19 protein-coding genes and 1 pseudogene are annotated in these 24,811 nt (G+C 71.2%); 10 read left to right on the top strand and 10 right to left on the bottom strand.

The features are described from left to right. Nucleotides 1-363 precede the first annotated feature (363 nt). Nucleotides 364-1,776: a family 2B encapsulin nanocompartment shell protein gene (locus CK485_RS12365; RefSeq protein WP_109449925.1), complete on the bottom strand. Its 1,413-nt coding sequence runs from the start codon at nt 1,774-1,776 to the stop codon at nt 364-366. Between the two features lie 632 nt (nt 1,777-2,408). Here CK485_RS12365 and CK485_RS29580 point away from each other — a divergent pair. The 4 genes from CK485_RS29580 (at nt 2,409) to glgX (ending at nt 7,447) form a co-directional block, all read left to right on the top strand. Further along, the gene (locus CK485_RS29580; protein ID WP_109449923.1) at nt 2,409-2,687 is read left to right on the top strand and encodes a polyprenyl synthetase; all 279 of its coding nucleotides are present in this window, start codon (nt 2,409-2,411) and stop codon (nt 2,685-2,687) included. Further along, nucleotides 2,677-3,732 carry a polyprenyl synthetase family protein gene (locus CK485_RS12355; protein WP_109449921.1) on the top strand — a complete coding sequence of 352 codons (1,056 nt, stop codon included), beginning with the start codon at nt 2,677-2,679 and terminating at the stop codon, nt 3,730-3,732. The genes CK485_RS29580 and CK485_RS12355 overlap by 11 nt, the downstream gene beginning before the upstream one ends. Before the next feature lie 106 nt (nt 3,733-3,838). Continuing rightward, complete coding sequence (locus CK485_RS12350) at nt 3,839-5,002, top strand: oxygenase MpaB family protein (protein ID WP_109449920.1); 1,164 nt, start codon at nt 3,839-3,841, stop codon at nt 5,000-5,002. A 303-nt stretch (nt 5,003-5,305) separates the two neighbouring features. Beyond that, nucleotides 5,306-7,447 (top strand): glycogen debranching protein GlgX, encoded by a 2,142-nt coding sequence (gene glgX / locus CK485_RS12345; RefSeq protein ID WP_109449918.1) that lies wholly within the window; start codon nt 5,306-5,308, stop codon nt 7,445-7,447. A 295-nt stretch (nt 7,448-7,742) separates the two neighbouring features. On the opposite strand, the gene CK485_RS12340 is transcribed toward glgX, so the two are convergent. Together CK485_RS12340 and CK485_RS12335 are read right to left on the bottom strand one after the other, a co-directional pair. Then, nucleotides 7,743-8,114 (bottom strand): hypothetical protein, encoded by a 372-nt coding sequence (locus tag CK485_RS12340; RefSeq protein ID WP_109449916.1) that lies wholly within the window; start codon nt 8,112-8,114, stop codon nt 7,743-7,745. A 112-nt stretch (nt 8,115-8,226) separates the two neighbouring features. After that, complete coding sequence (locus tag CK485_RS12335; protein ID WP_241968309.1) at nt 8,227-9,072, bottom strand: UbiA family prenyltransferase; 846 nt, start codon at nt 9,070-9,072, stop codon at nt 8,227-8,229. A gap of 601 nt (nt 9,073-9,673) precedes the next feature. On the opposite strand from CK485_RS12335, the gene CK485_RS12330 reads away from it, so the two are divergent. From CK485_RS12330 to CK485_RS12320, 3 genes and pseudogenes are all read left to right on the top strand, one after another. Continuing rightward, complete coding sequence (locus CK485_RS12330) at nt 9,674-10,738, top strand: 3-oxoacyl-[acyl-carrier-protein] synthase III C-terminal domain-containing protein (RefSeq protein WP_109449914.1); 1,065 nt, start codon at nt 9,674-9,676, stop codon at nt 10,736-10,738. Nucleotides 10,739-10,745: 7 nt separating this feature from the next. Further along, a pseudogene (locus CK485_RS12325) lies at nt 10,746-11,277 on the top strand (isoprenylcysteine carboxylmethyltransferase family protein). Beyond that, entirely contained in the window at nt 11,274-12,290 is a 1,017-nt protein-coding gene (locus CK485_RS12320; RefSeq protein ID WP_109449912.1) for an NAD(P)/FAD-dependent oxidoreductase, read from the top strand. Before CK485_RS12325 ends, CK485_RS12320 begins: the two are co-directional and overlap by 4 nt. An 83-nt stretch (nt 12,291-12,373) precedes the next feature. On the opposite strand, the gene CK485_RS12315 is transcribed toward CK485_RS12320, so the two are convergent. Continuing rightward, nucleotides 12,374-13,390, bottom strand: a complete 1,017-nt coding sequence (locus tag CK485_RS12315) for an AI-2E family transporter (RefSeq protein WP_241968308.1) — start codon at nt 13,388-13,390, stop codon at nt 12,374-12,376. Nucleotides 13,391-13,956: 566 nt separating this feature from the next. On the opposite strand from CK485_RS12315, the gene CK485_RS12310 reads away from it, so the two are divergent. Further along, nucleotides 13,957-15,696: a SpoIIE family protein phosphatase gene (locus CK485_RS12310; RefSeq protein ID WP_241968445.1), complete on the top strand. Its 1,740-nt coding sequence runs from the start codon at nt 13,957-13,959 to the stop codon at nt 15,694-15,696. Nucleotides 15,697-15,840: 144 nt separating this feature from the next. Here CK485_RS12310 and CK485_RS12305 read toward each other — a convergent pair whose 3' ends face one another. The 6 genes from CK485_RS12305 to CK485_RS12280 all read right to left on the bottom strand — a co-directional run bounded on the left by CK485_RS12305 (nt 15,841) and on the right by CK485_RS12280 (nt 22,430). After that, complete coding sequence (locus CK485_RS12305; RefSeq protein WP_109449908.1) at nt 15,841-17,016, bottom strand: acyl-CoA dehydrogenase family protein; 1,176 nt, start codon at nt 17,014-17,016, stop codon at nt 15,841-15,843. Nucleotides 17,017-17,130: 114 nt separating this feature from the next. Then, nucleotides 17,131-18,303 (bottom strand): acyl-CoA dehydrogenase family protein, encoded by a 1,173-nt coding sequence (locus CK485_RS12300; RefSeq protein WP_109449906.1) that lies wholly within the window; start codon nt 18,301-18,303, stop codon nt 17,131-17,133. Nucleotides 18,304-18,371: 68 nt separating this feature from the next. Continuing rightward, on the bottom strand, nt 18,372-20,471 hold the full coding sequence (locus CK485_RS12295; protein WP_109449904.1) for an acetate--CoA ligase: 2,100 nt from the start codon (nt 20,469-20,471) through the stop codon (nt 18,372-18,374). Next, nucleotides 20,468-20,659 (bottom strand): ferredoxin, encoded by a 192-nt coding sequence (locus CK485_RS12290; RefSeq protein WP_109449902.1) that lies wholly within the window; start codon nt 20,657-20,659, stop codon nt 20,468-20,470. The genes CK485_RS12295 and CK485_RS12290 overlap by 4 nt, the downstream gene beginning before the upstream one ends. 113 nt (nt 20,660-20,772) lie before the next feature. Further along, the gene (locus CK485_RS12285; RefSeq protein WP_109449900.1) at nt 20,773-22,023 is read right to left on the bottom strand and encodes an NADH-ubiquinone oxidoreductase-F iron-sulfur binding region domain-containing protein; all 1,251 of its coding nucleotides are present in this window, start codon (nt 22,021-22,023) and stop codon (nt 20,773-20,775) included. Continuing rightward, nucleotides 22,020-22,430, bottom strand: coding sequence for a hypothetical protein (locus CK485_RS12280; protein WP_109449898.1), 411 nt, complete (start codon nt 22,428-22,430; stop codon nt 22,020-22,022). The genes CK485_RS12285 and CK485_RS12280 overlap by 4 nt, the downstream gene beginning before the upstream one ends. 390 nt (nt 22,431-22,820) lie before the next feature. On the opposite strand from CK485_RS12280, the gene CK485_RS12275 reads away from it, so the two are divergent. Together CK485_RS12275 and CK485_RS12270 are read left to right on the top strand one after the other, a co-directional pair. After that, a complete protein-coding gene (locus CK485_RS12275) occupies nt 22,821-24,032 on the top strand; it encodes an aromatic ring-hydroxylating dioxygenase subunit alpha (RefSeq protein ID WP_109449896.1) in 1,212 nt (403 codons plus the stop codon). Further along, the gene (locus CK485_RS12270) at nt 24,029-24,685 is read left to right on the top strand and encodes a TetR/AcrR family transcriptional regulator (protein ID WP_109449894.1); all 657 of its coding nucleotides are present in this window, start codon (nt 24,029-24,031) and stop codon (nt 24,683-24,685) included. The genes CK485_RS12275 and CK485_RS12270 overlap by 4 nt, the downstream gene beginning before the upstream one ends. The last annotated feature ends 126 nt before the right edge of the window (nt 24,686-24,811 follow it).

The raw sequence follows: 24,811 nt of genomic DNA, 5'->3' as shown, positions 1-24,811 counted from the left end.
GGGTGCACGCCCGTCGTGCCCAGGCCGGTGGGGCCGGCCAGGCGCCGCGGGGGCTGGGGGCCGGCCACCGGCACGTCGTCGGGGACGCCGCTCGGCGCGGGTGGGCGAGGCGGCGGCGCGGGGGCGTGGGGCACCCCTCCGGTTACGGCAGCGGGCTCGCTGACCGTGACGGGGGCGGGCACGGGGCCGGCGCCTGCTGGGGCATGGAGGGCGGCGCCGGGAGGGTGCTTGGCCAGGGGTGAGGGCTCGGAGACGGACATGCTGGCTCCTTGACGTGGCGGACGGCTGCCGCGCGGCATGCGGGTCGGGCCGGCCGGGGGCGAGCCGGCCGGCTGCCTGTCTACTGGTCACGGCAGGAGCGCGTCAGTCGCCCTCGCGGCCGATCTGCACGTTCTCCAGCACACCCAGTGCGTCCGGGACGAGGATGGCCGCGGAGTAGTAGGTGGACACGAGGTAGGAGATGATCGACCGTTCGTTGATGTTCATGAAGCGCACCGACAGGCCTGGTTCGTACTCGTCCGGCAGACCGGTCTGCCGTAGCCCGATGACACCCTGGTTGTCCTCGCCGGTACGCATGACCAGGATCGAGCTGGTGTTGTCAGCGGTGATGGGAATCTTGTTGCACGGGAGAATGGGCACTCCCCGCCACGCCGGGACCTGTTGACCGCCGAGGTCGACGTGGGTCGGGTAGAGGCCGCGGGCGTTGAACTCCCTGCCGACCGCGGCGATGGCGCGAGGGTGGGCGAGGAAGTACTGCGAGCCGCGGCGCCGGCACAGCAGCTCGTCGAGGTCGTCGGGGGTGGGCGGGCCGGAGTGGGTCTGGATGCGTTGTTTGAAGTCGGCGTTGTGCAGGAGACCGAAGTCCCGGTTGTTGACGAGCTCGTACTCCTGCCGTTCGCGCAACGCCTCAATGGTGAGCCGCAACTGCTGCTCGGTCTGGTCCATCGGATCGTTGTAGAGATCGGCGACTCGCGTGTGGATGCGAAGTACCGTCTGTGCGACCGACAGTTCGTACTCGCGCGGGTTCAAGTCGTAGTCGACGAACGTGCCGGGCAGCTCCGGCTCACCGGTATGGCCCGAGGACATGGCGATCTCGGCCTCACCGTGGCGGTTCTGCCGTTGGCGGGGAATGGCGCTGAACTCGCGGATGTGGGCCTGCAGGCTCTGCGAGGAGGACAGCACGGCGGCGAAGTCCTCCCTCGACAGGGTCAGCAAGGTGCCGGCTGTCTCAGCGGTGGCAGTGTGTTCCCACTGCCCCTCGCTGTCCAACAGCGCCTGATCACCGAAACGGTCGCCGTCGGCGAGGACCCCGACGGCCACCTTGTTGCCGAACTTGCCGACGGTGGTCTGGCGTACCCGCCCGTGAGCGATCAGGTGGAGCCGGTCGGCCGAGGCCCCGCCTTCCACCAGTGTTTCACCGGGCTGGAAGTCGCGTTGCACGCACCGGTCGGCGATCGCCTTCAGCACCTCTTCGTCGTCGAAGCCGCGGAGGAAGGCCAGTTCGCCCAACTCGCGCGGGAGCACCCGGACCTGGGCACCGTCCTGGATGAAGTCCACCCGTCCGTCGCCGACGGTGTAGCTCAGCCGACGGTTCACCCGATAGGTGCCGCCCTTGGTCTCGACCCATGGAAGGAGCCGCAGGAGCCAACGGGAGGTGATCTCCTGCATCTGCGGGACGGACTTGGTCGTGGTCGCGAGGTTGCGGGCAGCAGCCGTACTCAGGCTGGTCTGCTGCGGGTGCTCCGGCTGCGCTTGCGGGTCGGCTTCGACAGTCATCGATCGAACTCTCCCTCGTAGAGGTGGGGTCCATGAGCGCGGGGCTGGAAGAGCGACGGGCAGCCTGAGGTCTCAGGCTCTTCACGATCGATCCCCGCCGACGGCGAGGTTGATTCGATAGTCCGACGAGATTGCCGCGATGGGGTGATCTCGCCGCCAAAGGGTTGACGGTGAGCCTCAAATCCCTTATCTGAAACGGGAGTTGTCGAAGACGAACTTCACGTTGAGCACTCCCGACACCTGCAACACACAAAGTCGTCAGTTAATCGGTTGATTTCATGGGAGCGGCCCACTGTCAACTGTTCGCTCCCCGGTCCGGTGCAGAGGTCAGCAGGCTGCGAGACCACGCGCCTGCGCGGACCTTCCGACACCACTCGTCGGCGGATCAAGGTGCAGCCGAGACGCCCGCGCTGATCGGGAATGGCAACCCCGGGTCGGACGTGTCCGCCCCAGAACCCTGCGTGATCTGTCCCAGGTCCCTTCGATGTGCGGAAAACCTCCTGGAAAGACCGTACAGACAAACGATCCGATCACTCTTTCGTGAGTTCTTCTCTTCGTACGCTCGGCGCGACGCGACTCTGGAAAGGGTGGCGTGCGGTCGGCGCCGAAAGAACGTGTCTGGAGGGGACGGGATGACGCGAGGAGCAGAACGAGGCGGGGGCCTGGACGAGCGGGCGGTGTGGCTGGCCGCTGGGTTGGCTGATCTGACGGTCAGCTCCCTGGGGTCGATGATGGGAAAGGTGCGGGGTCTGCTGCGTCGCTCGGACACCGCGGCGCTGGTGGCGGACGCGGAGGACGATCTGATGGCACGTGGGCGCCTTGTCCTGGACCGGTGCTCGGCTGTTCCCCCGGCCCACCTGGAGATTCTTGCCCAGTACGCCTTGGCTCGGCAGGCCGCCGATGGTGGCTGACCGGTGGGAGCCGGCCGCGTTCAAGGCCCGCGTCGACGAGGTGCTGCACCACTTCGTCGCCCAGGAGGCCGATCAGTTGACGGCGATCGATCCGCTACTGGGGCCGGTGGCCGGGCAGTTGGAGGCGGCGGTCGCGGACGGCAAACGGCTGAGGGCGGCGTTCTGCTACTGGGGCTGGCGCGCCGTGGGGCAGCCGGACAGCGACGCACTGGTGCGGGCAGCGGCCTCGATGGAGCTGGTGCACGCCGCCGCGGTGATGCACGACGACCTCATCGACGAGAGCCCGTTACGGCATGGCCGTCCCACGGCACACATTGCCCTGCGCGCTGCTGTGCGCCGGCGCCGGCGTACCGTCGCTGCCGCCAAGTCGCTGGCGATGCTGGTAGGTGATCTGTTGATGTCGCTGGCCGGTCAGCTCTTCGCCACCAGTGGTCTGCCCGCCGCGTACCTGGCGCGGGCCCGCCCGTTGTGGTCGTCGCTGGCCCGGGAGCTGGTCGCGGGAGAGTGCCTGGAGATCCTGCGTACCGGGACCGATGTGGACCTCACGGCGTCGCTGAAGGTGATCCGGTACAAGACAGCCAAGTACACCGTCGAGCAACCCCTTCTGATCGGCGGCGCCTTGGCCGGGGCCGGCGAGCGGGTGTGCGAGGGCTACTCCGCGTACGGGCTGCCGCTGGGCGAGGCGTTCCAACTGCGGGACGACCTTCTCGGCCTGTTCGGCGACCCGGGACGCACCGGTAAGGACAGCGCCGACGATGTGCGCGGCCACCGGCCTACGGCCCTGCTTGCGGAGACCTGGCGTCTCGCCGGTGATGACGAGCGGGTACGGTTGCGAGCCCTCCTGGGCCGACGCGATCTCGACGCGGAGGGGCTGGACGCGGTCCGTGAGGTGATGCGTCGGCTGCGGGCTCCCGACCGCGTCGAGGCCATGATCACCGCGCGAGTCGAGGAGGCCCTCGGTGCTTTGCGCCAGCTGGAAGCCCCCGCACACGCCGCCTCGGCCTTGACCGCACTGGCGCGTTCGGCGACGGTCCGCTCGTTCTGAACCCGTGCCGCGAGGCGCGCCCTGGTCCACCTTCGGCCGGCCACGCCCTGTCCGCCGGCGACGTCTCGTCCGCCGGCCACGCCCGTGAAAGACAAGGAGCGCTGACATGACCTACACCGAGGATTCCATGGATGCCCTGCGGCGGACCGGTGACGATCTCGCCGATGCCACTGTCGCCGCCCTCTTCGAACGCGGGGAGGTGGGCAAGTTCAACACCCTGATGCGCTACGTCTCCACCGCCGGGGCTCCCCTGCCGGAAGGACTGCCCGATGTCGCGCGAGAATACCTCCAGGCCACAAGCGTTCCGCCGGCTTGGGTGGACTGGGAGGAGATGGAGAAGGCACGACTGTTCTTCATCGACAACAACGTACACATCTCCACCGCGCTTTCCTTCGCCTCCATGCCTGCGTGCTACGTCGTCCCGCACGTGGCGAAGTTGCTGTCGACCGCCCACGGACTGGAGTACCCCTCCAAGCGGATGGCGGAGACGGGCCAGTTCACGGTGTACCTCATGCGACCCGACGCCTTCGAGGCCGGCAGCCGCTTCATCCCCGCAGCACAGAAGGTCCGGCTCCTGCACGCCTCCATCCGTCACCACCTCAAGCGGGAGAACCGCTGGGACACCGGTGCGCTCGGGACGCCGATCTGCCAGGAGGACATGATCGGGGGGCAGATGTTCTTCTCCCTGCTCGTCCTGGACAGCCTGCACCGCCTCGGAGTCCACATGTCCGCGGACGGCGCGGAGGCCTACTACTACGCCTGGCGTGTGGTCGGTGCCATGCTCGGCGTCGACCAGGACGCCGTACCCAGGACGCTGGACAGCGCCAGGCACTTCCTCGACCTGTACATGATCCGGCACATGGGGCCGTCCGAGGAAGGCGCCCATCTGACCCGGCAACTCGTCGACCTCTACGAGGCGGTCGTGCCCGGGACCTTCTTCGACCCGATCGTCTCCGCGCTCATCCGCTACCTCATCGGCGACACCTGCGCCGACTGGCTCGGTGTTTCCCACACCCGGTGGGACACCCTCGTCAAGGCCGTGCCCCACGTCCTCGGCGTACTGGAGTCCATCGAGGACCGCTCCCCCTTCGGAGCATGGGCGCTGGACCGGCTCGGTCACCTGACCACCGCCCTCGAGCTGTCCTCCCTCACCCGCGGACGCGTCATGCATTACGCCATCCCCGAACACCTCAAGAAGGACTACGGCGTCCCCGGCGCCGTGCCCCCCGCTCGCCGGTGGGCCCCGCCCGCCGCCACCGTCCCCGAATGAACCACGCACAGCAGGGCGGCGCTTGGCGGACGGAGACCGGCGAAGTGGACGCGGGCAGCCCACGAGCCGTCGGGGACCGCTCCACAGCGCGAAGCCGGAACGCGGACCGGACGACCGCCCCGTCCGCCGAAGCCCCGGCCGGCATCGTCACAGGGCCCTGAACACGGCCGCCCGCGCCTGCCTGACCGTCCTGCGAGCCTGACAGCTTCGTGTGTTCCGGGCAGGCATGCTTTGGCGGCGCGCGGGCACTGACAGTGCAGACAGCCGCGTCTGTGCGCGGCCGCTCGGGGAGGGGGCGTTGTCATGCAGGTCTGGCAGCAGAGCACGGACGTGGGGCCTCGACCTGGCCGGATGTCGCCACTGGGGGCGACGTTCGACGGCGCGGGAACGAACTTCGCGGTCTTTTCCGAGGCGGCGGACCGGGTGGAGCTGTGCCTCTTCGACGACGAGGGCGCCGAGGAGCGCGTCGAGCTGAAGGAAGTGGACGGCTTCGTCCACCACGCCTACCTGCCGGACGTCGGGCCGGGCCGGCGGTACGGGTTCCGCGTGCACGGGCCGTACCGGCCGGAGCGCGGCGAGCGCTGCAACCCCCACAAGCTTCTGCTCGATCCTTACGCCAAGGCGATCGAGGGCCGAATCGAGTGGAACGAGGCGTTGTTCCCCTATCGCTTCGGCAGGACGAACCGGCGGAACGACCTGGATTCCGCGCCGTTCGTGCCCAGGTCAGTCGTGGTCAACCCGTACTTCGACTGGGGCAGTGACCACCCGCCGCAGACGCCTTACCACGAGTCGGTGATCTACGAGGCACACGTGAGGGGCATGACGCAGGCGCACCCGGCGATCCCGGAAGGGATGCGCGGGACGTACGCCGCTCTGGCGCATCCGGCCATGATCGATTATTTCGTCAGGCTGGGCGTCACGGCCGTGGAACTGATGCCGGTCCACCAGTTCGTCCAGGATCACGCCCTGGTCGAGCGCGGCCTGTCGAACTACTGGGGATACAACACCATCGGCTTCTTCGCGCCGCACAACGCGTACTGCTCCTCCGGCCAACGGGGAGAGCAGGTCCAGGAGTTCCGGTCCATGGTCAAGGGTCTGCACGAGGCGGGGATCGAAGTGATCCTGGACGTGGTGTACAACCACACCGCTGAAGGCAACCATCTCGGCCCAGTGCTCTCCTTCCGTGGCCTGGACGACGCCGCCTACTACCGACTGTCCGAGCAGGACCCCCGTTTCTACTGGGACACCACCGGCACGGGCAACAGCCTGCGGATGAACCACCCGCAGACCCTCCAGTTGATCATGGATTCGTTGCGGTACTGGGTGACCGAGATGCACGTGGACGGGTTCCGCTTCGACCTTGCCGCGACGCTCGCCCGCCAGTTCCACGAGGTCGACCGCCTGTCGTCGTTCTTCGACCTGGTCCAGCAGGACCCCGTCATCTCCCAGGTCAAGCTCATCGCCGAGCCGTGGGACGTCGGTGACGGCGGCTACCAGGTCGGCAACTTCCCGCCCCTGTGGACCGAGTGGAACGGCAAGTACCGCGACACCGTACGCGACTTCTGGCGCGGCCAAGGGGGCACGCTCGGCGAGTTCGCATCCCGCCTGACCGGATCTTCCGACCTCTACCAGAACGACGGGCGCCGCCCCTACGCCTCCGTCAACTTCGTCACCGCACACGACGGCTTCACCCTGCACGACCTGGTCTCCTACAACGAGAAGCACAACGAGGCCAACGGCGAGGGCAACCAGGACGGCGAGAACCACAATCGCTCCTGGAACTGCGGCGAAGAAGGCCCGACAAGGGATCGTGGCATCCTCGCGCTGCGCGCGCGGCAACAGCGCAACCTCATCGCCACCTTGCTGCTGTCCCAAGGTGTTCCGATGCTGCTGCACGGCGACGAACTCGGCCGCACGCAACGCGGCAACAACAACGCCTACTGCCAGGACAACGAACTGACCTGGATCGACTGGTCGAGCGTCTCTCAGGGCAGCGAACTGCTGGACTTCACCCGCAGGCTCATCGCGCTCCGCCGAGACCATCCGGTCTTCCGCCGTCGGCGGTTCTTCAACGGTCGCGTTCCCGGCGGCAATGGTGTCAAGGCGAAGGACATCGCCTGGCTCACCCCCGCGGGGCGTGAGATGACCGACAGCGACTGGCAGACCGGGTTCGCCAAATCCCTTGTGGTGTACCTCAACGGCAAAGCCATCACCGAACCCGACCTGCGCGGCCTGCCAGTCGAGGACGACTCGTTCCTCATGATGTTCAACGCCCACTACGAGGCTCTCCGTTTCACCGTGCCCGAAGACTTCGAGCCCTGGTGGGCGGTAGAGGTCGACACGGCCATCCCCTACACCAAGTACCGCCCGCTGATCAAAGCCGGCAGCGAGGTGGAGGTCGAAGCCCGTGCCATGCTCGTCCTACGCGCCGGCCAGGAGGAGTAGCCCCGACCTCGAAGCGGCGCAAGGGCGTTGTCCGGTGGGTGATGCCTGTTGCCGGTCGCGTGCCCGTGCATAAGAACGCAACTGCCCGGTCGGGTCCTGTGCCGTACAGCTCGCGTGCCCGGGCCCGCTAAACGGGGAGCGGGTCGGCCCTCGCCGGTTGGCCGTGCCCGTCTTGGCTGAGCGGGGCGGGACGGAGGCTGAGCCCGGCGCCGCCGATGTGGCGACGGTCTGTCCTGACCGAGCGTCTGGTGCGGCTCGTTGGAGCCGACGGCCGCGGCGCGTGCGCTGGCACGTGTCATCCCGCAGGCGGCGGACTGTCCCAGGTGTAGGCGTCGGGCCGGTTGTGGGTACCGCCTGAATTCTGGTTACGGATGGCAGCACTGGCCGTGTAGGACGTGCCGTCCCGGAAGCGGACCAGGCACCGCAGGTGGGCGGTCTCCTCGCGCATGGTGTCGTGGACGTGCGGAGTGCAGGACACGGACGCGACCGGACGGTGGTCCACGTTGGTTATGTGGGATTTCATGGCGTTCTGGAGGGCGACGTAGGCATCGGTGTTCGGCCCGCAGCTCGTTGCGGCCGTTGTCGCCACGGCTGCCAGCGCGAGCAGTTGCCACAGCCTCCGCGACGGTCTCGTGCCGCGCTTGTCGTGCTGCAGGCCCACATTCATCGCCGGACTCCTAGTCGGTGGGAGAGGGCGTGAGCCTAACCGAACCGGCGGGAGGATGGGGCCGCTGCCAGCACTTGTTCCCGCTCTCGTTCCGCGTAGCACACGCCGCCCGTCACGCGAGGGTGGCACCGTGGACGAGGAGCAGCGCCACAGCCGTTGACGCCATCACGAGAGTGGCCAGGAACGGGAGCCTGCTGCGGGGATTCGCCCCGGAGGGAAGGGCGGTGGCGACGGCCAGGGCGGCGGTGACGGCGAGGGCGGCCCATCCCAGAGGGCCCGGCGTACCCGGGGGCCCGAACACCAGGACGGCGCAGGCTGCGACGAGAGGTAGCGGCGCGAGCGTGCGGGAGCGTCGCCGGCCGAGGCGTTGCGGCAGTCCGCGGACTCCCGACGCGAGGTCTGCGTCGATGTCGGGGAGCACGTTGGTGAAGTGTGCCCCCACCCCCAGCAGTGCGCCGGCGGCGACAGCCCAGGCGGCGGGCCACGGGTGGCCGGGCAGCCCGAGGGTGACGAAGGCGGGGAGCAGGCCGAAGGCCAGGGCGTAGGGCAGCCAGGAGACCACGGTTCGTTTGAGGCCGAGGTTGTAACCCCAGGCAGCCGCTACACCGGTCAAGTGGGCGGCGCCCGCGGTGAGACCGCTTGCCAGCGAGAGCGGAACGCACAGGCCCAGCGCGCAGGCCGCCGCGATCATCACCGTCCGGGGGCCCGAAGCGCCGGTCACCAGCGGCTTGTCGTCCCGGCCCGCCGTGGCGTCGCGTACCAGATCGACGCGGTCGTTGCACCAGCCCACCGACAGCTGGCCGGTGAGCACGGCGGAGGCGACCAGAAGGCAGCCGAGTACGCCGCGCCCGGAAACCACGGCGAGCGCGGTGATCAGCACGGTGACCGCCACCGTGGGCTCCGGGTGGCAGGCGCGGACCAGCCCCGTCCACGCTGCACCGCACTGACGTGCTTTCACCTCGTCGAGTGCACCGGTGCTTCGGGGATCCACGGTGTGAACTGCGCTGCGCGGCACGTCACGATGTTAGGTCGCCTCCCTCACGGCGCCCGGCCGATACGGCTCGGTGTGTCGTCGGGTGAAGCGCAGTGAGCGCGGATTTGAGCCTCGCTGCCAACCGGACGCCGGTCCTGGGCGGGGCGGCGGTGCGCTCCACCTGGTGCCGCCGGACAACGGACGCACCCGGACGCTTACCTACGAGGCCGCCAGGCCCTGCCGGGCGATTCGGGAAGCGCCTCGACCTGCTGGCGGAGCCCCTGGCCGTCGCGCACCCCGTCCATCGGACCACGCGCGCCGAACTCACGGCGGTGCCGGCCGCACTGCTGAGGGCGCGGGCGGACTCGCTCGATGGTCGTACCGCCCCAGGCAGCCCGCCGACTGGCTGCGCGCCCTTCCCGCGCGCGACTCCTCTTCGGTGTGACCGCCGCGAACGGCCGGCGGCCGCAGTCGCACGAAGCCGGTGAGGGCGGACCGAACGCGTCCGGCGGAACTTCCGAGCGAGCACACCCCACACCGCGCCCCATAAAGGATATTTGGACGTAATTGTTCCTATGCTGGGCCGATGATGCGAATCGCCGCTGTGCACGGAGTCCTTCCGCGGCACCAGTACGAGCAGCACGAGATCACGGAGGCCCTCGCGGCCATGGGGCTGGCGCGGCGGGGCGAGCGCGGGGTGCTCGACCGGCTGCACGCCACTTCCGCGGTCCGGACTCGCCGGCTGGCCATGCCCCTGGAGTGGTACACGGGTCTGAGCGGCTTCGGCTCCGCCAACGACCGTTTCATCGACGTGGCGTTGGAACTCGGGGAGCAGGCGGTCAACGGGGCTCTGGCCGAGGCCGGACTCGGCGCGCGGGACGTGGATCTGGTGATCTCCACCTCGGTGACGGGTATCGCGGCCCCGTCGATCGAGGCCCGACTCGCGGGGCGTCTGGGGTTGCGTCCGGACGTGAAACGGGTGCCCGTCTTCGGTCTCGGCTGTGTGGGCGGCGCCGCCGGAATCGCCAGGCTGCACGACTACCTGGCGGGTCATCCGGGCGATGTCGCGGTCCTGCTGTCCGTCGAGCTGTGCTCGCTGACCCTGCAACGTGGTGATGCTTCGGCCGCGAACATGGTGGCCGGTTCCCTGTTCGGGGACGGCGCGGCGGCGGTCGTCGCGGTGGGCGGGAGTCATCCGAGCGGCTCGCCGGACGGTGGCCCCGCCGTCGTGGCGACCCGCAGTCATCTCTATCCGGACACCGAACGCCTGCTCGGCTGGGACATCGGCGACCGGGGCTTCCGGATCGTGCTGGGGAGCGATCTGCCCGACCTGGTCCGCCGCCACCTCGGCGACGAGGTCCGCGCCTTCCTCGCCGACCACGACCTCAAGACCCAGGACGTGACGGCGTGGGTCTGCCACCCGGGCGGACCGAAGGTGCTTGAGGCCGTCCGGGACTCGCTCGGCCTGCCCGCCCGGGCCCTGGAACTGACGTGGCGTTCGCTCGCCGAGGTGGGCAACCTCTCCTCCGCCTCCGTCCTGCACATCCTGCGCGACACCCTGGCCCTTCGGCGACCGCTGGCCGGAACGCCCGGGCTGCTGCTCGCGATGGGGCCGGGCTTCTGCTCCGAACTCGTACTCCTGCGCTGGTAGGCCGAACATGTCCGCGTACACACTGCTTGTCCTGCTGGTGGCCGCCGAGCGGCTGGCCGAACTCGTCACCGCGCGGCGCAACGCCGCCTGGAGCCGATGTCGCGGCGCCAGAGAGTACGGACGCGGGCACTACCCCGTGATGGTCCTGCTCCACACCGGCCTGCTGGCAGGCTGCCTCGCCGAGACGCACTGGCTGGGCCGGTCGTTTCTCACCCGCTCTCGGGTGGCCCATGCTCGTGCTGGCGCTGGCGGCGCAGGGCCTGCGGTGGTGGTGCATCACCACGCTCGGGCCGCGGTGGAACACCAGGGTCATCGTCGTCCCCGGCCTGCCGCTCGTGACCGGCGGGCCCTATCGGCTGATGAGCCACCCCAACTACCTCGCCGTCGTGGTGGAGGGGATCGCGTTGCCGTTGGTGCACGGGGCGTGGATCACCGCCGCTGCCTTCACCCTGCTCAACCTGCCTCTTCTCGCGGTACGTCTGCGCTGCGAGAACGGCGCCCTGAGCGCGGCGGCGGCCGGTGCCGTCGCGGCGCCGTGATCGACCTGCTGGTCGTCGGCGGCGGCCCGGCCGGCCTGGCCACCGCGATCCACGCCGCCCGGGCCGGCCTGGACGTGGTGGTCGCCGAGCCCCGCCCCGGCCCGGTCGACAAGGCCTGCGGGGAGGGGCTGATGCCGACGGCCGTGAGCGCGCTCGCCCACCTGAGCGTCGCCGTCGAAGGCCATCCCTTCCGCGGCATCCGCTACGTGGACGCCCACCACGAGGCGGAGGCGCACTTCCGCACGCACCCCGGCCTGGGCGTACGGCGCACGGAACTGCACGCCGCGCTGTCCCGTCGCGTGGCCGAACTCGGCGTGCCGGTGCGCCCGTTGCGGGTCGGCGCGCTCCGGCAGACGTCCGAGAGCGTCACAGCCGCCGGGATCACGGCTCGCTACCTCGCCGCCGCGGACGGACTGCACTCGCCGATCCGCCGCGGCCTGGGCCTCGGGATGCGGCCTGACGGGCGGCCGGCCCGGTACGGGCTGCGCCGCCACTTCGCCGTGGCGCCGTGGACGGACTGCGTGGAGGTGCACTGGTCGCACCGGGCCGAGGCATACGTCACGCCCGTGGGCCCCCGCCTGGTCGGCGTGGCCGTCCTGACCTGTGAACGTGTCCCCTTCGACGAGCAGTTGGCCCGATTCCCGCGGTTGGCGGCGCGCCTCGCCGGGAGCGCGGTGACGGCCACCCGGGGCGCTGGCCCGCTGCGGCAACGGGCCGGCGCCCGGGTGGCGGGTCGTACGCTGCTGGTCGGCGACGCGGCGGGCTACGTCGACGCCCTCACAGGCGAGGGGATCTCGATGGCGCTGGCGTCCGCGGCGCAGCTCGTACGGTGTGTGCGTACCGGCCGGCCCCAGGACTACGACCGGGCGTGGCGCGGGCTGTCGCGGAACTACCGGCTGCTCACGTCCTCCCTGCTGTGGCTGCGGGGACACCCACGCCTCGCCCCCCGGATCGTCCCCACCGCCGCCCGATTCCCCTCCCTCTTCGCCGCGGCCGTCAACCGGCTGGCGTGATGCCGCGGCCCACCGGGCCCGCCACGTCGGGGGACCCCCCGCGGACGGACGACGGCCACGGCTACGTCGCGGTTGCGCCGGGATCAGAGCCTTTCGATGCGGGGGAAGACGAACTCGTCGAGGAGCAGACCGAGGGCCATGGCCGCGGGGATCGCCACGAGCGCACCGATGATGCCGAGGAGGGCGCCACCGATCAGGACGGCCACGACGGTGACGATGGGGTGCACGTCAACGGCGTACTTCATCACCCGGGGAACGATGAGGTAGTCCTCCGCCACGCGGAAGGCGATGTAGAAGACGGCGGTGGCGATGGCGATGGGCAGGGAGACCACCAGGGCCACCAGGCTCACCACGATGCCGCCGATGGTGGAGCCGACCATGGGCACCAGGTCCAGCAGGGCCACGAGGATCCCGAGGGCGGCGGCGTACGGGACGTCGGTGACCTGGCACCAGATGAAGGTGGCCAGGCCCGCGATGGCGGAGGTGGCGAGGTTGCCGAGCATGTACCGGCCGGTGCGGACGAAGATCTCCTCGGTCAGCGCCTCGGCGCGGGCACGCCGGGTGCCGGGGACGAAGCGGTAGGCGAACGTCTTGATCTGCGGCAGTCCCGCCATGAAGTACATGGTGACGACCATGACGATGACGAAGTCGCTCAGCGTGCTGAAGATCGCCTGGCCCGCCCCCAGCAGTCCCGAGACGACACCTGAGCCGCCGGAGGAACCCAACTCGCTCTTCGCCTTGTCGATCAGGTGGTAGCGGTCCTCCAGTCTGCCCAGCCTGGAGTGGTGGTCGCGCAGTTCCTGGAGCCACCGCGGCAAGGACCGCAGGAACGCCTGCACCTCGCTCGTCACCGGCGCGATGACGAGGGCCAGGAATCCGGCGAAGACAGCTGTGAACGCCAGCAGCACGACGGCCACCGCCACGGCCCTGCGCACCCGGTGCCGCTCCAGCCAGCGGACGAACGGGTCGAGGCTGACGGCGACGAAGAACGCCAGCATGAGGAGGACGACCAGCTGGCTGATCCGCAGCACCTCGTCGGCCAGCGAGTACGCCAACACGCCGCCCAGCGTGGCGCCGAAGCCGGCGGTGAACCACGACACCGTCCCGCGGGGTCTCCTGGCCGCCACGCCCGGCCGCGAATGCGGTGGCGTCACCGCACCGTCCTCCGGCGGGGGCGGCGGTCCGAAGGATGAAGGGGTGTCGGTCGCGGCCATCCGTCCGTCCTGCCAGGTTGGTGCCGATCCTGGGTCCCCCAGGACTACGGATAGGCATTCTGCCCCAAGGCCACCGCGACATGTCGGCACGGCCGAGGACGCTGCGACACAGGCGGTGCCCCGCTCGCGCCCGGCCGACCGGTGGCGCGACGGACCGCGGCGCGACGCGAGGGCGCCTCACCGCCGGCGCCCACTCTCCGTCCTCCTCTCGTCGGCCGACGCCGGCCGGCCATTCGCGTTATCGTCGGGTTGACCGGGCCGTCCCGCACCGGCGGCGACGGCGCGCGAGCCGTGCGCCGGCCCCCTGGTCCGGTGTGGCCTCGCACTTCCTGCATGAGTTAGCCGTGCCGGGGACATCTGCAACGGAGGACTCCACGACGTGGGCCGCCGAAACGGCCCGGCAGTGACGAAGGGCAGGAGACGGGCACGTGAAGGGCGAGCAGACACCAGACGTGGTGGGCGGCCATGCGCCGGACATTCTGGAGAAGGCGATAGGTTGCCTGAGTGCGGCCGCGTACCTGGCGGACGAGCGGGGCCACATCCTCGCCGTCAACGAGTCAGCCGTGGACCTGCTCGCTCGTCCCGCCTCGGAGCTCGTCGGCCGGGACGCCCATGAGGCGCTGCACCGCAACCGCCACGGAGGACCGCTTCCGGGGGTGCAGTGTGCGTTCAAGGAGGCCGTGCTGGGCGGGCGCACGGCGCAGGGTCGCGAGGAATGGCTGGAGCGCGGCGACGGCGCCCTGTTGCCGGTCGGATGGTTGGCGACGCCGTACGGCCCAGAAGGCCGCCCCTCGGGCTCGCTGGTGATCTTCTGGGCCCAGGACGCCCCGGAATCACCCGCTGCGCGGCCGAGACAGCTGATGTCGTCGCTCACCGAACTGGAGCGCCTGGCGCTGCTCGCCGAGACGACCACCCTGCTGAGCACCACTCTCGACGTCGAAGAAGCACTGAGCAGCCTGGTGCGCCTGGTGGTGCCCCGTCTCGCCGACTGGGCAGTGATCGACCTGATCACCAAAGGCGACGAGGTGCGGCGTTTCGCCGTGGCGCACTGCGAGGACGGCGAGGTGGTGTACAGGGACGATCTCCAGGGGCCCATGCCGCCGGTGCCGGAGGCCTCGCCGATGCCGCTGTCCAGGGCTCTGCGCGGCGCGGCGGCCAGCCTGACCGGCCCGGAGACGTACAACGGCCCGCCGGACGCCGGAATCGCGGTCGAGCAACGCCGTCTGTTCGAGGCGACCGGTATGCACTCGGCCGCGATCGCCCCGATCCTCAGTCATCGCAGAACGCTTGGCGCCTTGACCCTGGGCCGCTCGGACCAGCCGGAGCGGTTCACCCCGGGTGACCTCGCCCTGTTGGAGGACATCACGCGCCGGGCCGGGCTCGCTCTGGACAACGCACTCCTCTACGAGCGGCAGCGCCGAGTGGCCGAGACCATGCAGCGCTATCTGCTGCCCCGCCTGCCGCGGGTAAAAGGCCTGCGCCTGGCCGCCCGCTACCTGCCCGCGCCCGACGCCTCGCAGGTCGGCGGTGACTGGTACGACGCCTTCACCCTCACGGACGGCACCACCGCGCTGGCCGTCGGGGATGTCGTCGGTCACGACCTGGAGGCGGCGGCCGGCATGGCCCAGCTGCGCAACATGCTGCGTGCCTACGCCTGGATGCGTGAACAGACGCCCAGCGAGGTCGTCGACTGGCTCGACCACGCGACCGGACCCATCGCCCAGGTGTCCATGGCCACCTTGATCTTCGCTCGGCTGGCCACGGCCCGTGAGGGACAGTACGAACTGACCTGGACCAACGCCGGCCACCCGCCGCCCTTGTTGATCAGCTACGACGGCGTGACCAGTTACCTCACCGGCGGCCACGGCGTGCTGCTGGGAACCGGCTCCCAGCAGCCCCGCCCCGAGGCCTCCGTCACGCTGCGACGCGGAGACACGCTCGTGCTGTACACCGACGGCCTGGTGGAAGCACCCGACCGCTCCATCGACGAGGGCCTGGAGATCCTGCGCCGGCACGCCGCGTCCCTGGCCCACCGCCCACTGGAGTCGTTCATCGATCTGCTGCTGGAGCGGACCCGCCCCACCCGCAACGAGGACGACGTGGCCGTCCTGGCCATCCGCGTGCCTGCCGAGCCCGACCTCTACGCCGATCTGCTGCCAGAACTGCCGGACTCCGAGTACTCCGGTTTGTGACGAGCCGGGACGCGAGGGCTTCGGCGGCGTTCCCGTCGGACTTCGGAGCGGGCGCGGCCGGCGCGCGCCCGCCCGTAGCGGCAAGGCGCCGGCCCGCCGACCACTGTGATGTCCGTCGTCGCCCTCCTGCGCCCTGCCGTCCGGTCAGCCGACCGCGCCGGGCAGGTTCAGGACGCCGGTTCCCCGCTTGGTCAGTTCCCCGGCGATGATCAGGCGCTGGATCTCTGAGGTGCCCTCCCAGATCCGGTCCACCCGCAGCTCCCGGTAGAGGCGCTCCACCGGGTAGGAGCGGTCGTAGCCGCGACCGCCGAAGATCTGCACACAACGGTCGACGACCCGGCCGGAGGCCTCGCTCGCCGCCAGCTTGGCCATGGCGGCCTTGGCGTGCAGGGTCTTGCGGTCGGTCGTCCCCTCGGTCACCTCCCAGGCGACCTGGTGGGTGTAGGCCCGGTTGACCGCGATGTCGACCGCGCAGTCCGCCAGCATCCCCTGCACCAACTGGAACTCGGCGATCGGCCGCCCGAACTGCTCACGCCCCACCGCCCAGTCACGCGCCGACTCCAGCGCACGCTCAGCGGCGCCGATCGTGCGGGCGGCGATCATCAGCCGTTCCTCGGTGAACCAGGAACGGGTGATGTCGTACCCCTGGCCCAGCCCTCCCAGGATCGCGTCGTCCGTCACGCGGACGTCGGTGAAGGTGAACTCGGGGTGCTCGTAGACGAAGGTGTGCATGAAGCGCGGGACCCGCTTCATCTCGACACCCGGGGCTTCCTTGTCGACGAGGAAGAGGGTGGGCGCCTTCTCCTCCCCCGCCGCGGCCAGCACGATGATGAAGTCGGCGTGGTCGCCCATGGTCACGAACCACTTCTCGCCGTCGATGCGCCAGCCGTCGGCGACCCGGGTGGCGGTGGTGGCGACGCTTTGCGGGTCGGAGCCCGCGCCGGGCTCGGTCACCGCGTAGCAGTCGCGGCGCTCGCCCTTGATGACGGGGATCAGGTACCGCTCCCGTTGCTGCGGGGTGCAGAAGCGCAGTGCGTTGGCGGGGCGCCAGACCATGTCCCACAGGGCGCCGGTCAGACGTCCCAGCTCTTCCTGGACGACGGCCTGCTCCAGGATGGTGAGCCCCGCGCCGCCCCATTCGGCCGGCATGTTGATGGCCTGCAGTCCGCTGTCCAGAACCGCGTCGCGCACGGATTCGTGGGCGCTGACGGGCAGGCCGTTGTTCTCCTCGCATTCGGCTTCGTAACGCTCCATGAAGTCCGCGAGCCGGCGGGCCTGGGCCTTGAGTTCGGCCTGACGGGGGGTGAGCCTGAAGTCCATGGGAGTCCTCGTGGGGTGAGTGCGCGTGGGCGCGGGCGGGGCGGGGGGCGGGAACGCGGGGGCTCGCACGACGGCGGGGCGGGCGTAGCGGCACACCGGGCGTCGTGCCGCCGGTCAGCGGGTGGGCAGTGCGAGGGCGCGGGTGCCGCGCTTGATGAGTTCGTTGGCGATGATCAGGCGCTGGATCTCTGAGGTGCCCTCCCAGATCCGATCCACCCGGATCTCCCGGTACAGGCGCTCCACCGGGTAGGAGCGGTCATAGCCGCGGCCGCCGAAGATCTGCACGCAACGGTCGATCACGCGGCCCGCCGCCTCGCTCGCCGCCAGCTTGGCGGTCGACGCCTTGGCGTGCAGGGTCTTGGGATCGGCGCCCGGCTGGTCGGCCTCCCAGGCGACCTGGTGGGTGTAGGCCCGGTTGACCGCGATGTCGACCGCGCAGTCCGCCAGCATCCCCTGCACCAACTGGAACTCGGCGATCGGCCGCCCGAACTGCTCACGCCCCACCGCCCAGTCACGCGCCAGCTGCAACGCGCGCTCAGCGGCGCCGACGGTGCGGGCGGCGATCATCAGCCGTTCGTCGGTGAACCACTCCTTGGTCAGTTCGTATCCTTGGCCGACCTCGCCGAGGACGTCCGTGTCGGCCACGAACACATCCGTGAGGGTGAATTCGGGATGGCCGTTGACGGCGCTGTGCATGAAGGCGGGGACGCGGGTCATGCGCAGGCCGGGCGCCTCCTTGTCCACGAAGAACAGGGTGGGCTCGCGATCCGGCCCGGCGTCGGCCTGCACCAGGAGGAAGTCGGCGATGTCGCCGCAGGTGACGAACCACTTCTCACCGTTCAGCAACCATCCGCCGTCGGTGCGGGTGGCGGTGGTGCTCCCGGAGGACGGGTCGGAGCCCGCGCCGGGCTCGGTGACGGCGAACGCGTCGAACCGTTCGGCGCGGATCACCGGCAGCAGGTACTTCTCCCGCTGCGCGGCGGTGCCGTGGGCCAGGACGTTGGCCGGCCTCCAGGGGATGTCCCACAGGCAGTTGGTCGCCTTGCCGAACTCCTCCTCCACGATGACCTGGTCGAGCAGCGACAGGCCGGCTCCGCCCCATTCGGCGGGCATGTTGATGGCGTAGACCCCGGCATCGATCGCGGCCCGGGCGAGTTCCTTGACCAGATCGGCGGGGAGCGGGCCGCCGGCCTGCTCCGCCTGGTCCTCGTACCGCATGAGCAGCGCGGTGTACGTGGCGGCGCGACGCTTGAGGTCGGCCTGCTCGGGGGTGTAGCGGAAGTCCATGCGTGTCTCTCCGTAGACATTCGTGCGGCGTGCGGGCACGTGCGGCGATGCCGGGCCGGCGGGGCGCGTCAGCCCAGGACTGCTCGGGCGTCGAGTGCCAGGGCACCGTCGGGGCCCACGAGCAGGGGGTTGACCTCCAGTTCGGCGATCTCGGGGTGGGCGGCGGCGAACCGGGTGATGCGGGCGATGGCTTCGGCGGCCGCGTCGAGGTCGGCGGCCGGTCGTCCCCGCGCTCCCCGCAGGAGTGCCGCCGAGCGCAGTCGGCCCAGCAGGTGCCTCGCCCGCCGCGGCGTGACGGGAGCGAGGGCGAAGGCCACGTCGCCGAGCGCCTCGGTGAGGGTCCCTCCGAGGCCGACCATGGCGACGGGCCCGAAGCGCGGATCGCGGTTGACCCCGACGATCAGCTCGACGCCGCGGGACGGGTCCGCCATCGCTTCCACGGAGTAGGAGGGGGAGCCGAGGCGGGCGTGCATCCGCCGATAGGCGTCGAGCAACCCCTCCTCGTCCGCGATGTCCAGCACCACGCCCCCGGCGTCGGACTTGTGGAGAAGGTGCAGCGCCTTGAGGACGTAGGGCCCGGCGAACTCGGCCGCCGCCGCGCCCAACTCGGCCTCGGTGCTCACCTCCCGGGCGGTGGGGAAGACGAGGCCCGCCTCGGTCAGCGCGGTGCGGATCGGGTGGTACCCCACGTCGTCCAACGGCGGCGCCGCGTCGGGCAGGGGCTGCAACGCTCCCGGCTGATCCATCGAGGCTCCCGGCTGATCCGTCGGAGGTCCCGGCTCCGTCGAGGGCGCCAGCGCGACCAGTGCTCCCGCGGCGTCCTCGATCGCGGAGAAGACCGGGACCCCGGCGTCCGCGAGCGCCCGGCAGCTGGCCGACCGCGGGTACATGGACTGCACCACGAGCGGCTTGGGCGCGCCGTGCATCCGCGCGGCGATGGCCTCGGCGGCGGCCAGTTCCGCATGGCCCAGGGTGTTGTGCGGGCCTCCGAGCCCGCCGCCCTGCTCCGCGTAGCCGCCGAAGTAGCCGGTCATCAGGACGGCGTCGATCTCCTTGGCGGACAACAGCGCGTCGACGGCCCGGGCGTAGGACATCGGGTCCCGCTCCCCCATGCCGGCGAGATCCACCGGGTTGCCGACGGCTGACTGCTCCCACAGGAAGCCGCGCAGCCGCTCGGTGGTGGCCTCACCGGTCTCGGGCACCTCGAGCCCTGCCGACTCCACGGCCTCCGCGGCGATCGCTCCGTGCCCGCCGCCGTCGGTGAAGACCGCGACCCGGCGGCCGGGGCTGCGGCGCCCGCCGCTCAGCCCGGCCAGCACCGCCGCCATTTCGCGGGGTGTGCGCACCTGGTGGATCCCGGCGTCGCGGCAGGCGGCGGAGACCACGTCCGACGAGGTGGTCAGGGCGCCGGTGTGGGAGCGGGCGCTGCGCGCCGCGGCGGCGCCACCGCCCGCGGTGAGCAGGACGACGGGCTTGTCCGCGGCCGCCGCCGCTTCGGCGAAGGCCCTGCCGTCACCGAAGTCCTCGGCGTAGACGGCGATCGCGCTGGTCTGCGGGTGCCGGGCGCAGTCGGTCACCAGGTCCACCAGGTCCACGTCGGCCTGGTTGCCCAGCGAGACGAATCGGGAGAAGCCCAGTCCGTACGGCGTCAGGCGCAGTTGGAGTTCGAGTGCGAGGTTGCCGCTCTGGCTCAGCAGGGCCACGCCGCCGGGTGCGAAGTGGTCGGAGGCGAGGAAGAGTTCGGTGGTGTTGTCCACGACGCCCAGGCAGTTGGGGCCGACGAGGACCGCGCCGGCCTGGCGGACGCGCTCCGCGACGGCGCGCTGCCGCCCGAGCCCGTCGGCGCCGGTCTCGGCGAACCCGGCGGTGATCGCCACGACGGCGCGGGCACCGCAGGCCAGCGCCTCGTCCACGGCCGCTTCGAACCCTGGCCCCGGCACCGAGACCACCACGAGGTCGACGGGCTCTCCTATGCCGGTGAGGCTGGTGGCCGCGGTGCGCCCCAGCACGGTGCCGCCGCGCCGGTTGACCAGGTGGACAGGGCGGCGGCTCGCCCGCAGCGCCTGGGAGGCGACCGCGTGACCGTACTTGGCGGGGTCGTCGCTCGCGCCGACCACGGCCACCGAGGCGGGATCGAACAGGGCGGCCAGGTCGCGTGCCGCGCTCACTTCGCCGTCCGCAGCGCGTGGTTGGGGCAGATTTCGACGGCGGCCCGCGCGGCCGACTGCTCACCGGGGGGCACGGCCGTGTCGGGCACGGCCGCGTATCCCCAGTCGTCGAGGTCGATCAGGGCGGGCGCGGCTTCCTGGCACAGGCCGTAGCCCTGGCACCGTGTCGAGTCGAGGAGGAGTTTCATCGGTCCGGCTCCTTGTTCGCGTCGGGCGGAAGGGGTTCGCAGCTCGGGGATGTGCTTGGGAGTTGGGGTGTTGCGGGGGACGGGCTTGGGTGTTGGGGCGTGCGGGCGGGGCGTCAGGCCGGCAGGCGGACAGAGACCTCGGGCACCGGGACGCGGAGACGGTGCTGGCCTGAGACCTTCACCGGCGCGCAGGGGCGGCCTCGATGGGCTTCGACGAGAGCGGGAAAGACCCGCAGGAGGGAGGCGACGAGGCGGGCTGCCGCGTCCAGCAGGCCGCACGCACCGCGACCGGGCAGGGTCGACGACCAGCGGGTCAGCCGTGCGATCCGCTCGTCGTCCACCCGGCCCGCCGTCAGGCCCGCGACCGTGTCGCGCAGCGCGGACGTACCCGAGACGCACACACCGCACTGCCGCGCGCTCTGCCCGCTCAGGTAGGCGAGGGAGTCCGCCACGACGGCGACCGGGCATTCGTCGGGTCCGAGAAATCGGATCGCCCCGCAGCCCAGCGACGCCGAGGCGGACGCGAGCGCGTCGCGTTCCACGGGGAGTCCGCTGCCCGGCCCGAGCAGACCGCCGGACAGGCCGCCCGTCAGCACGGCCCGCGGGCGCTCGGTGCCCAGGAGGCGGGCCAGTTCGTCCAGGGTGGTGTGCGCCACCGCCTCGGTCAGGACGGCGGGGCGGTCTCCGGCGGAAAGGGTGAGCAGGTAGGCGTCGGCCGGACCCGGGGGCCCCGGATCCTCGGCGCTCGCGGCCAGCAATGCGATCCGCGCGAGCGTCTCCACGTTGGCGACCAGCGTCGGTGCCCCGTCCACCCCGCGCTCGTACGGTCGCGGCGGCTTGGCCGTCGGCAGGGCGGGGCCGCCGTTGATACGGCGTACCACCGCTGTCTCCTCACCGGCCACGTAGGCGGGCTCCGTGAGCACCACCCGCACCTGCGACTGCGCACCGCGCTCCTTGAGGGCGGCGCGGACCCGGTCGGCCGCGTCGGGGTCCGACACGTAGACGTAGCCGGCTCGTGCCCCGGTGATCGCCGCGGCACGGGCCAGGCCGTCCAGGACCAGGTGGGGCCGGGCGCGCAGCAGCCAGCGGTCCTTGACGGAGCCCGGTTCGCCCTCTTCTCCGTTGGCGACCACGACCGCCTCGCCTCGGGCGTCACGCACGGTGGCGAGCTTCAGCGCCGCGGGGAAACCCGCGCCGCCGCGCCCGCGCAGCCCGCTGCGGGTGATTCTCTCCAGCAACTCGGCGGGGTCGCACGGCCGGTAGCCCCCCGCGCGCAGGTAGGCCTCCAGGTCCTCGCCGACGCCCGGGGCGGAGCCGAGTGCCGTCGCGAAGTGCGCGGGGAGAAGAGGGCGGATCGTCGTCATGGGGTCTTCCTGCCTTCGGGACGTTGGCCGAGGGTGCGAACCGCCTGTGTCAGTGCCGACCGCTGGGTCTCGGCCAGCCGGTAGCCGGGACCGGGCAGGCCGATGAGCATGCGGTGGTGCTCCAGGACCACGTCGGCGACGAGCAGTGCGGTGTCCGGATCGCCCGGCGCGGCGCCGGTCGCGACATCGGTGACCAGTGCCGTGACCTCCGCCAGGTAGCGGAGCCAGCCGCGTTGCGTGCCGTGCAGGACGAGCTGTTCCACGCGGCGGCGTTCAGCCGACTCGTCGGGTTCGGAAGTGCCGAGGGGGCCGGCGGCCTGGGCTCGCAGTGCGGCTACGGCTGACGGCAGTTCCCTCTCGGGTTCCGGCGTCAGCCCCAGCCAGGACGTGGTGCGGGCTCCGCGCATGGGATGCCTCCGCTGGTGCGACGGCTTGCCCGGCTCGGACGGCGCAGGTCCGGGCCGGGTGGTGGAGTGGCAGCGAACGGCCAGCGGCCGGGGGAGTTCGAACCGCCGCCGGGCATGCGGGCCGCCGTGGTGAGTGGGGTGGAGAGGGGCGGGTGTGAGTGCGGGGACGCTCAGGCGCCAGGAGGGTCGACCGGTCGGTTGGCCGGGTCGGCGAGGGCCACACGCTAACTAACCAATCAGTCAGTTCACAAGAGTTGACATGGCGGCAATCCGGCCGCAACCTGACTGACCAATCAATCAGCGCGACTCCCCCGGCCGCTCGACGACCGGCGTCCGTCGCTCCTGGACCGCTGCACTCTCTCATCGCCCGACGGCGTGGAGGACCATCCGATGCAGTCCGAAACCGTCACCTCCCCCGGCCCGGCCGACCATGCCGCGCCCGCCCCCGCTCTGGCGGGCCGCTACTACACCGACCCCCGGATCGCCGAGGAGGAGGTCCCGCGCATCTTCGCCAGGTCCTGGCAGTTGGTGTGCCACGAGTCCGACCTGCGCGAGACCGGCTCCCGGCTCGCGGCCTGGGCGGCCGGCCGCGAGGTCCTGGTCGTGCGCACCGAGGACGGAGGGCTCGCCGCCCACCTCAACGTCTGCCGGCACCGCGGCACCCGCCTGGTCTCCGGCAGCGAGCCTGCCGCCAAGGCCATCCGCTGCCCGTATCACGGCTGGACGTACCGGCTCGACGGCACGCTCGTCGGGGCACCCGAGAACCGCCAGATCCCTTGCCTGGACAAGGCCGCCCTCGGGCTCCACGCGGTGCGCGTGGAGTCCTTCCTGGGATTCGTCTTCGTCAACCTCGACCCGGACGCGGTGCCCCTGGCCGTCCAGTGCGCCGGGCTGGCCGAGGCCGTCGGCCACTACGCCGGCCCCGACCTGACGCCCGTCGGGCGCAGCCGCATCCACGATCTGGCGGGCGCGGAGGTCCAGCAGGCCAACTGGAAGGTGGTGGTGGACAACTACCTGGAGGGCTACCACGTGCCCGTCGCCCACCCGGCGCTGATGCGGTTGCTGGACTACCAGCGCTACGAGTGCGACGTCGTCGACGAGTCGTACGTGCTGTTCCAGTCACCGCTGCGCGACAAACCGTCCTCCAACTGGTTCGAGCGGCTCTACCAGAAGGTCGCCGCCCCCATGCCCGGGCTCACCGAGGCCGACCGCAGGACCTGGCGCTACGCGGTGATCTACCCGAACACCTTGCTGGACTTCTATCCTGACCACGTGCTCGCCTGGACCGCCATACCCACCGCGCAGGACCGCGTCGCCATCCCGGGTGCCTTCTTCACCCGGCGCGGGACGACCGCCCGCACCCGGCTGGCCCGGCGGCTGAACATCCACATCGGGTGGGTCACCAACGACGAGGACGCCGAGTTGGTGTCGCGCGTCCAACACGGCGTCGCCACACCGGAGTTCGAGCCCGGGCCCCTCTCCCGGCGGGAGCGCGGCGTCGGCTGGTTCGCCGACCGGGTCCGGGCCGACCTGCGGGACGCCCCTTGCCTCCAGCCCTCCGGACCGGCGGACAGCCGTGCGCCCCGGGGGACGTTCCGGTGACCGCGGAGGCCCGTACGGAGGCCACCCGTCGGCTGATCCTGGCCGCCGCTTGCGAGACCATCGCGGAGGCGGGGTTCGAGAAGGTCAGGATGCGCATGGTGGCGGAGCACGCCGGAGTCTCCACCGCGCTGCTGCACTACCACTTCGACACCCGCGAGAAGCTCTTCCTCGAAGCCCTGAAGTTCTCGTACGAGAGCGCGGGCCGGGCGGGTTACGACGCCGAGCCACCGGCCGACGCACCGCACGCCTGGCGGCTCGCCCGGGTGATCGACGCGTGTCTGCCGCTCGACTCCGAACTGCGCCGGGACTTCCTGCTCTGGCAGGAGCTGCACCTTCGGGCCGCACGCGACAAGGGCTCGCTGCGGGTCGCCCGCGAGCTGTACGCCGGCGTGACCGACTGGGTCGCCGACGTGGTGCGGGCCGGAGTGACAGCCGGGGAGTTCGCCCCCTGCGACGCCGAGCGGCTGGCCGACCTGATCATCGCGCTCACCGACGGCTACGGCGCACGCCTGCTGATGGACCCGACCCCGCGGGAGACCGACGAGGTCCGCCGGCGCGTCTGGTCGGTGGTCGCACCGCAGATCGGTCTCGACGTCCCGTTCCCACCGGCGGACCCCCTACCGTCCAACGCCTCCGCCTTAGACCCGGCCTGACCTCACGCCTCCGGGGTCGCCGTCCGCTGGACACCCCCGGCCCCCGCCGCCCCGCCGTGGTTCCGGGCCCCCGGTCGCGTACCGCTCGTGCCGGCTTACGTGTCGACTCGCCGTCATCCACGGCCG

Source organism: Streptomyces sp. ICBB 8177 (genome assembly GCF_003144095.1).
In the GTDB taxonomy this organism is placed as follows: Bacteria; Actinomycetota; Actinomycetes; order Streptomycetales; family Streptomycetaceae; genus Streptantibioticus_D.
The sequence above is the reverse complement of the archived record's forward strand: the minus strand, read 5'-3'. Positions and strand labels throughout refer to the sequence as shown.

Coding starts and splice junctions, on each gene's coding strand:
- CK485_RS12365 (WP_109449925.1), bottom strand. CDS start 1,776: ATGACTGTCGAAGCCGACCCGCAAGCGCAGCCGGAGCACCCGCAGCAG.
- CK485_RS29580 (WP_109449923.1), top strand. CDS start 2,409: ATGACGCGAGGAGCAGAACGAGGCGGGGGCCTGGACGAGCGGGCGGTG.
- CK485_RS12355 (WP_109449921.1), top strand. CDS start 2,677: ATGGTGGCTGACCGGTGGGAGCCGGCCGCGTTCAAGGCCCGCGTCGAC.
- CK485_RS12350 (WP_109449920.1), top strand. CDS start 3,839: ATGACCTACACCGAGGATTCCATGGATGCCCTGCGGCGGACCGGTGAC.
- glgX (WP_109449918.1), top strand. CDS start 5,306: ATGCAGGTCTGGCAGCAGAGCACGGACGTGGGGCCTCGACCTGGCCGG.
- CK485_RS12340 (WP_109449916.1), bottom strand. CDS start 8,114: ATGAATGTGGGCCTGCAGCACGACAAGCGCGGCACGAGACCGTCGCGG.
- CK485_RS12330 (WP_109449914.1), top strand. CDS start 9,674: ATGATGCGAATCGCCGCTGTGCACGGAGTCCTTCCGCGGCACCAGTAC.
- CK485_RS12305 (WP_109449908.1), bottom strand. CDS start 17,016: ATGGACTTCAGGCTCACCCCCCGTCAGGCCGAACTCAAGGCCCAGGCC.
- CK485_RS12300 (WP_109449906.1), bottom strand. CDS start 18,303: ATGGACTTCCGCTACACCCCCGAGCAGGCCGACCTCAAGCGTCGCGCC.
- CK485_RS12290 (WP_109449902.1), bottom strand. CDS start 20,659: ATGAAACTCCTCCTCGACTCGACACGGTGCCAGGGCTACGGCCTGTGC.
- CK485_RS12285 (WP_109449900.1), bottom strand. CDS start 22,023: ATGACGACGATCCGCCCTCTTCTCCCCGCGCACTTCGCGACGGCACTC.
- CK485_RS12280 (WP_109449898.1), bottom strand. CDS start 22,430: ATGCGCGGAGCCCGCACCACGTCCTGGCTGGGGCTGACGCCGGAACCC.
- CK485_RS12275 (WP_109449896.1), top strand. CDS start 22,821: ATGCAGTCCGAAACCGTCACCTCCCCCGGCCCGGCCGACCATGCCGCG.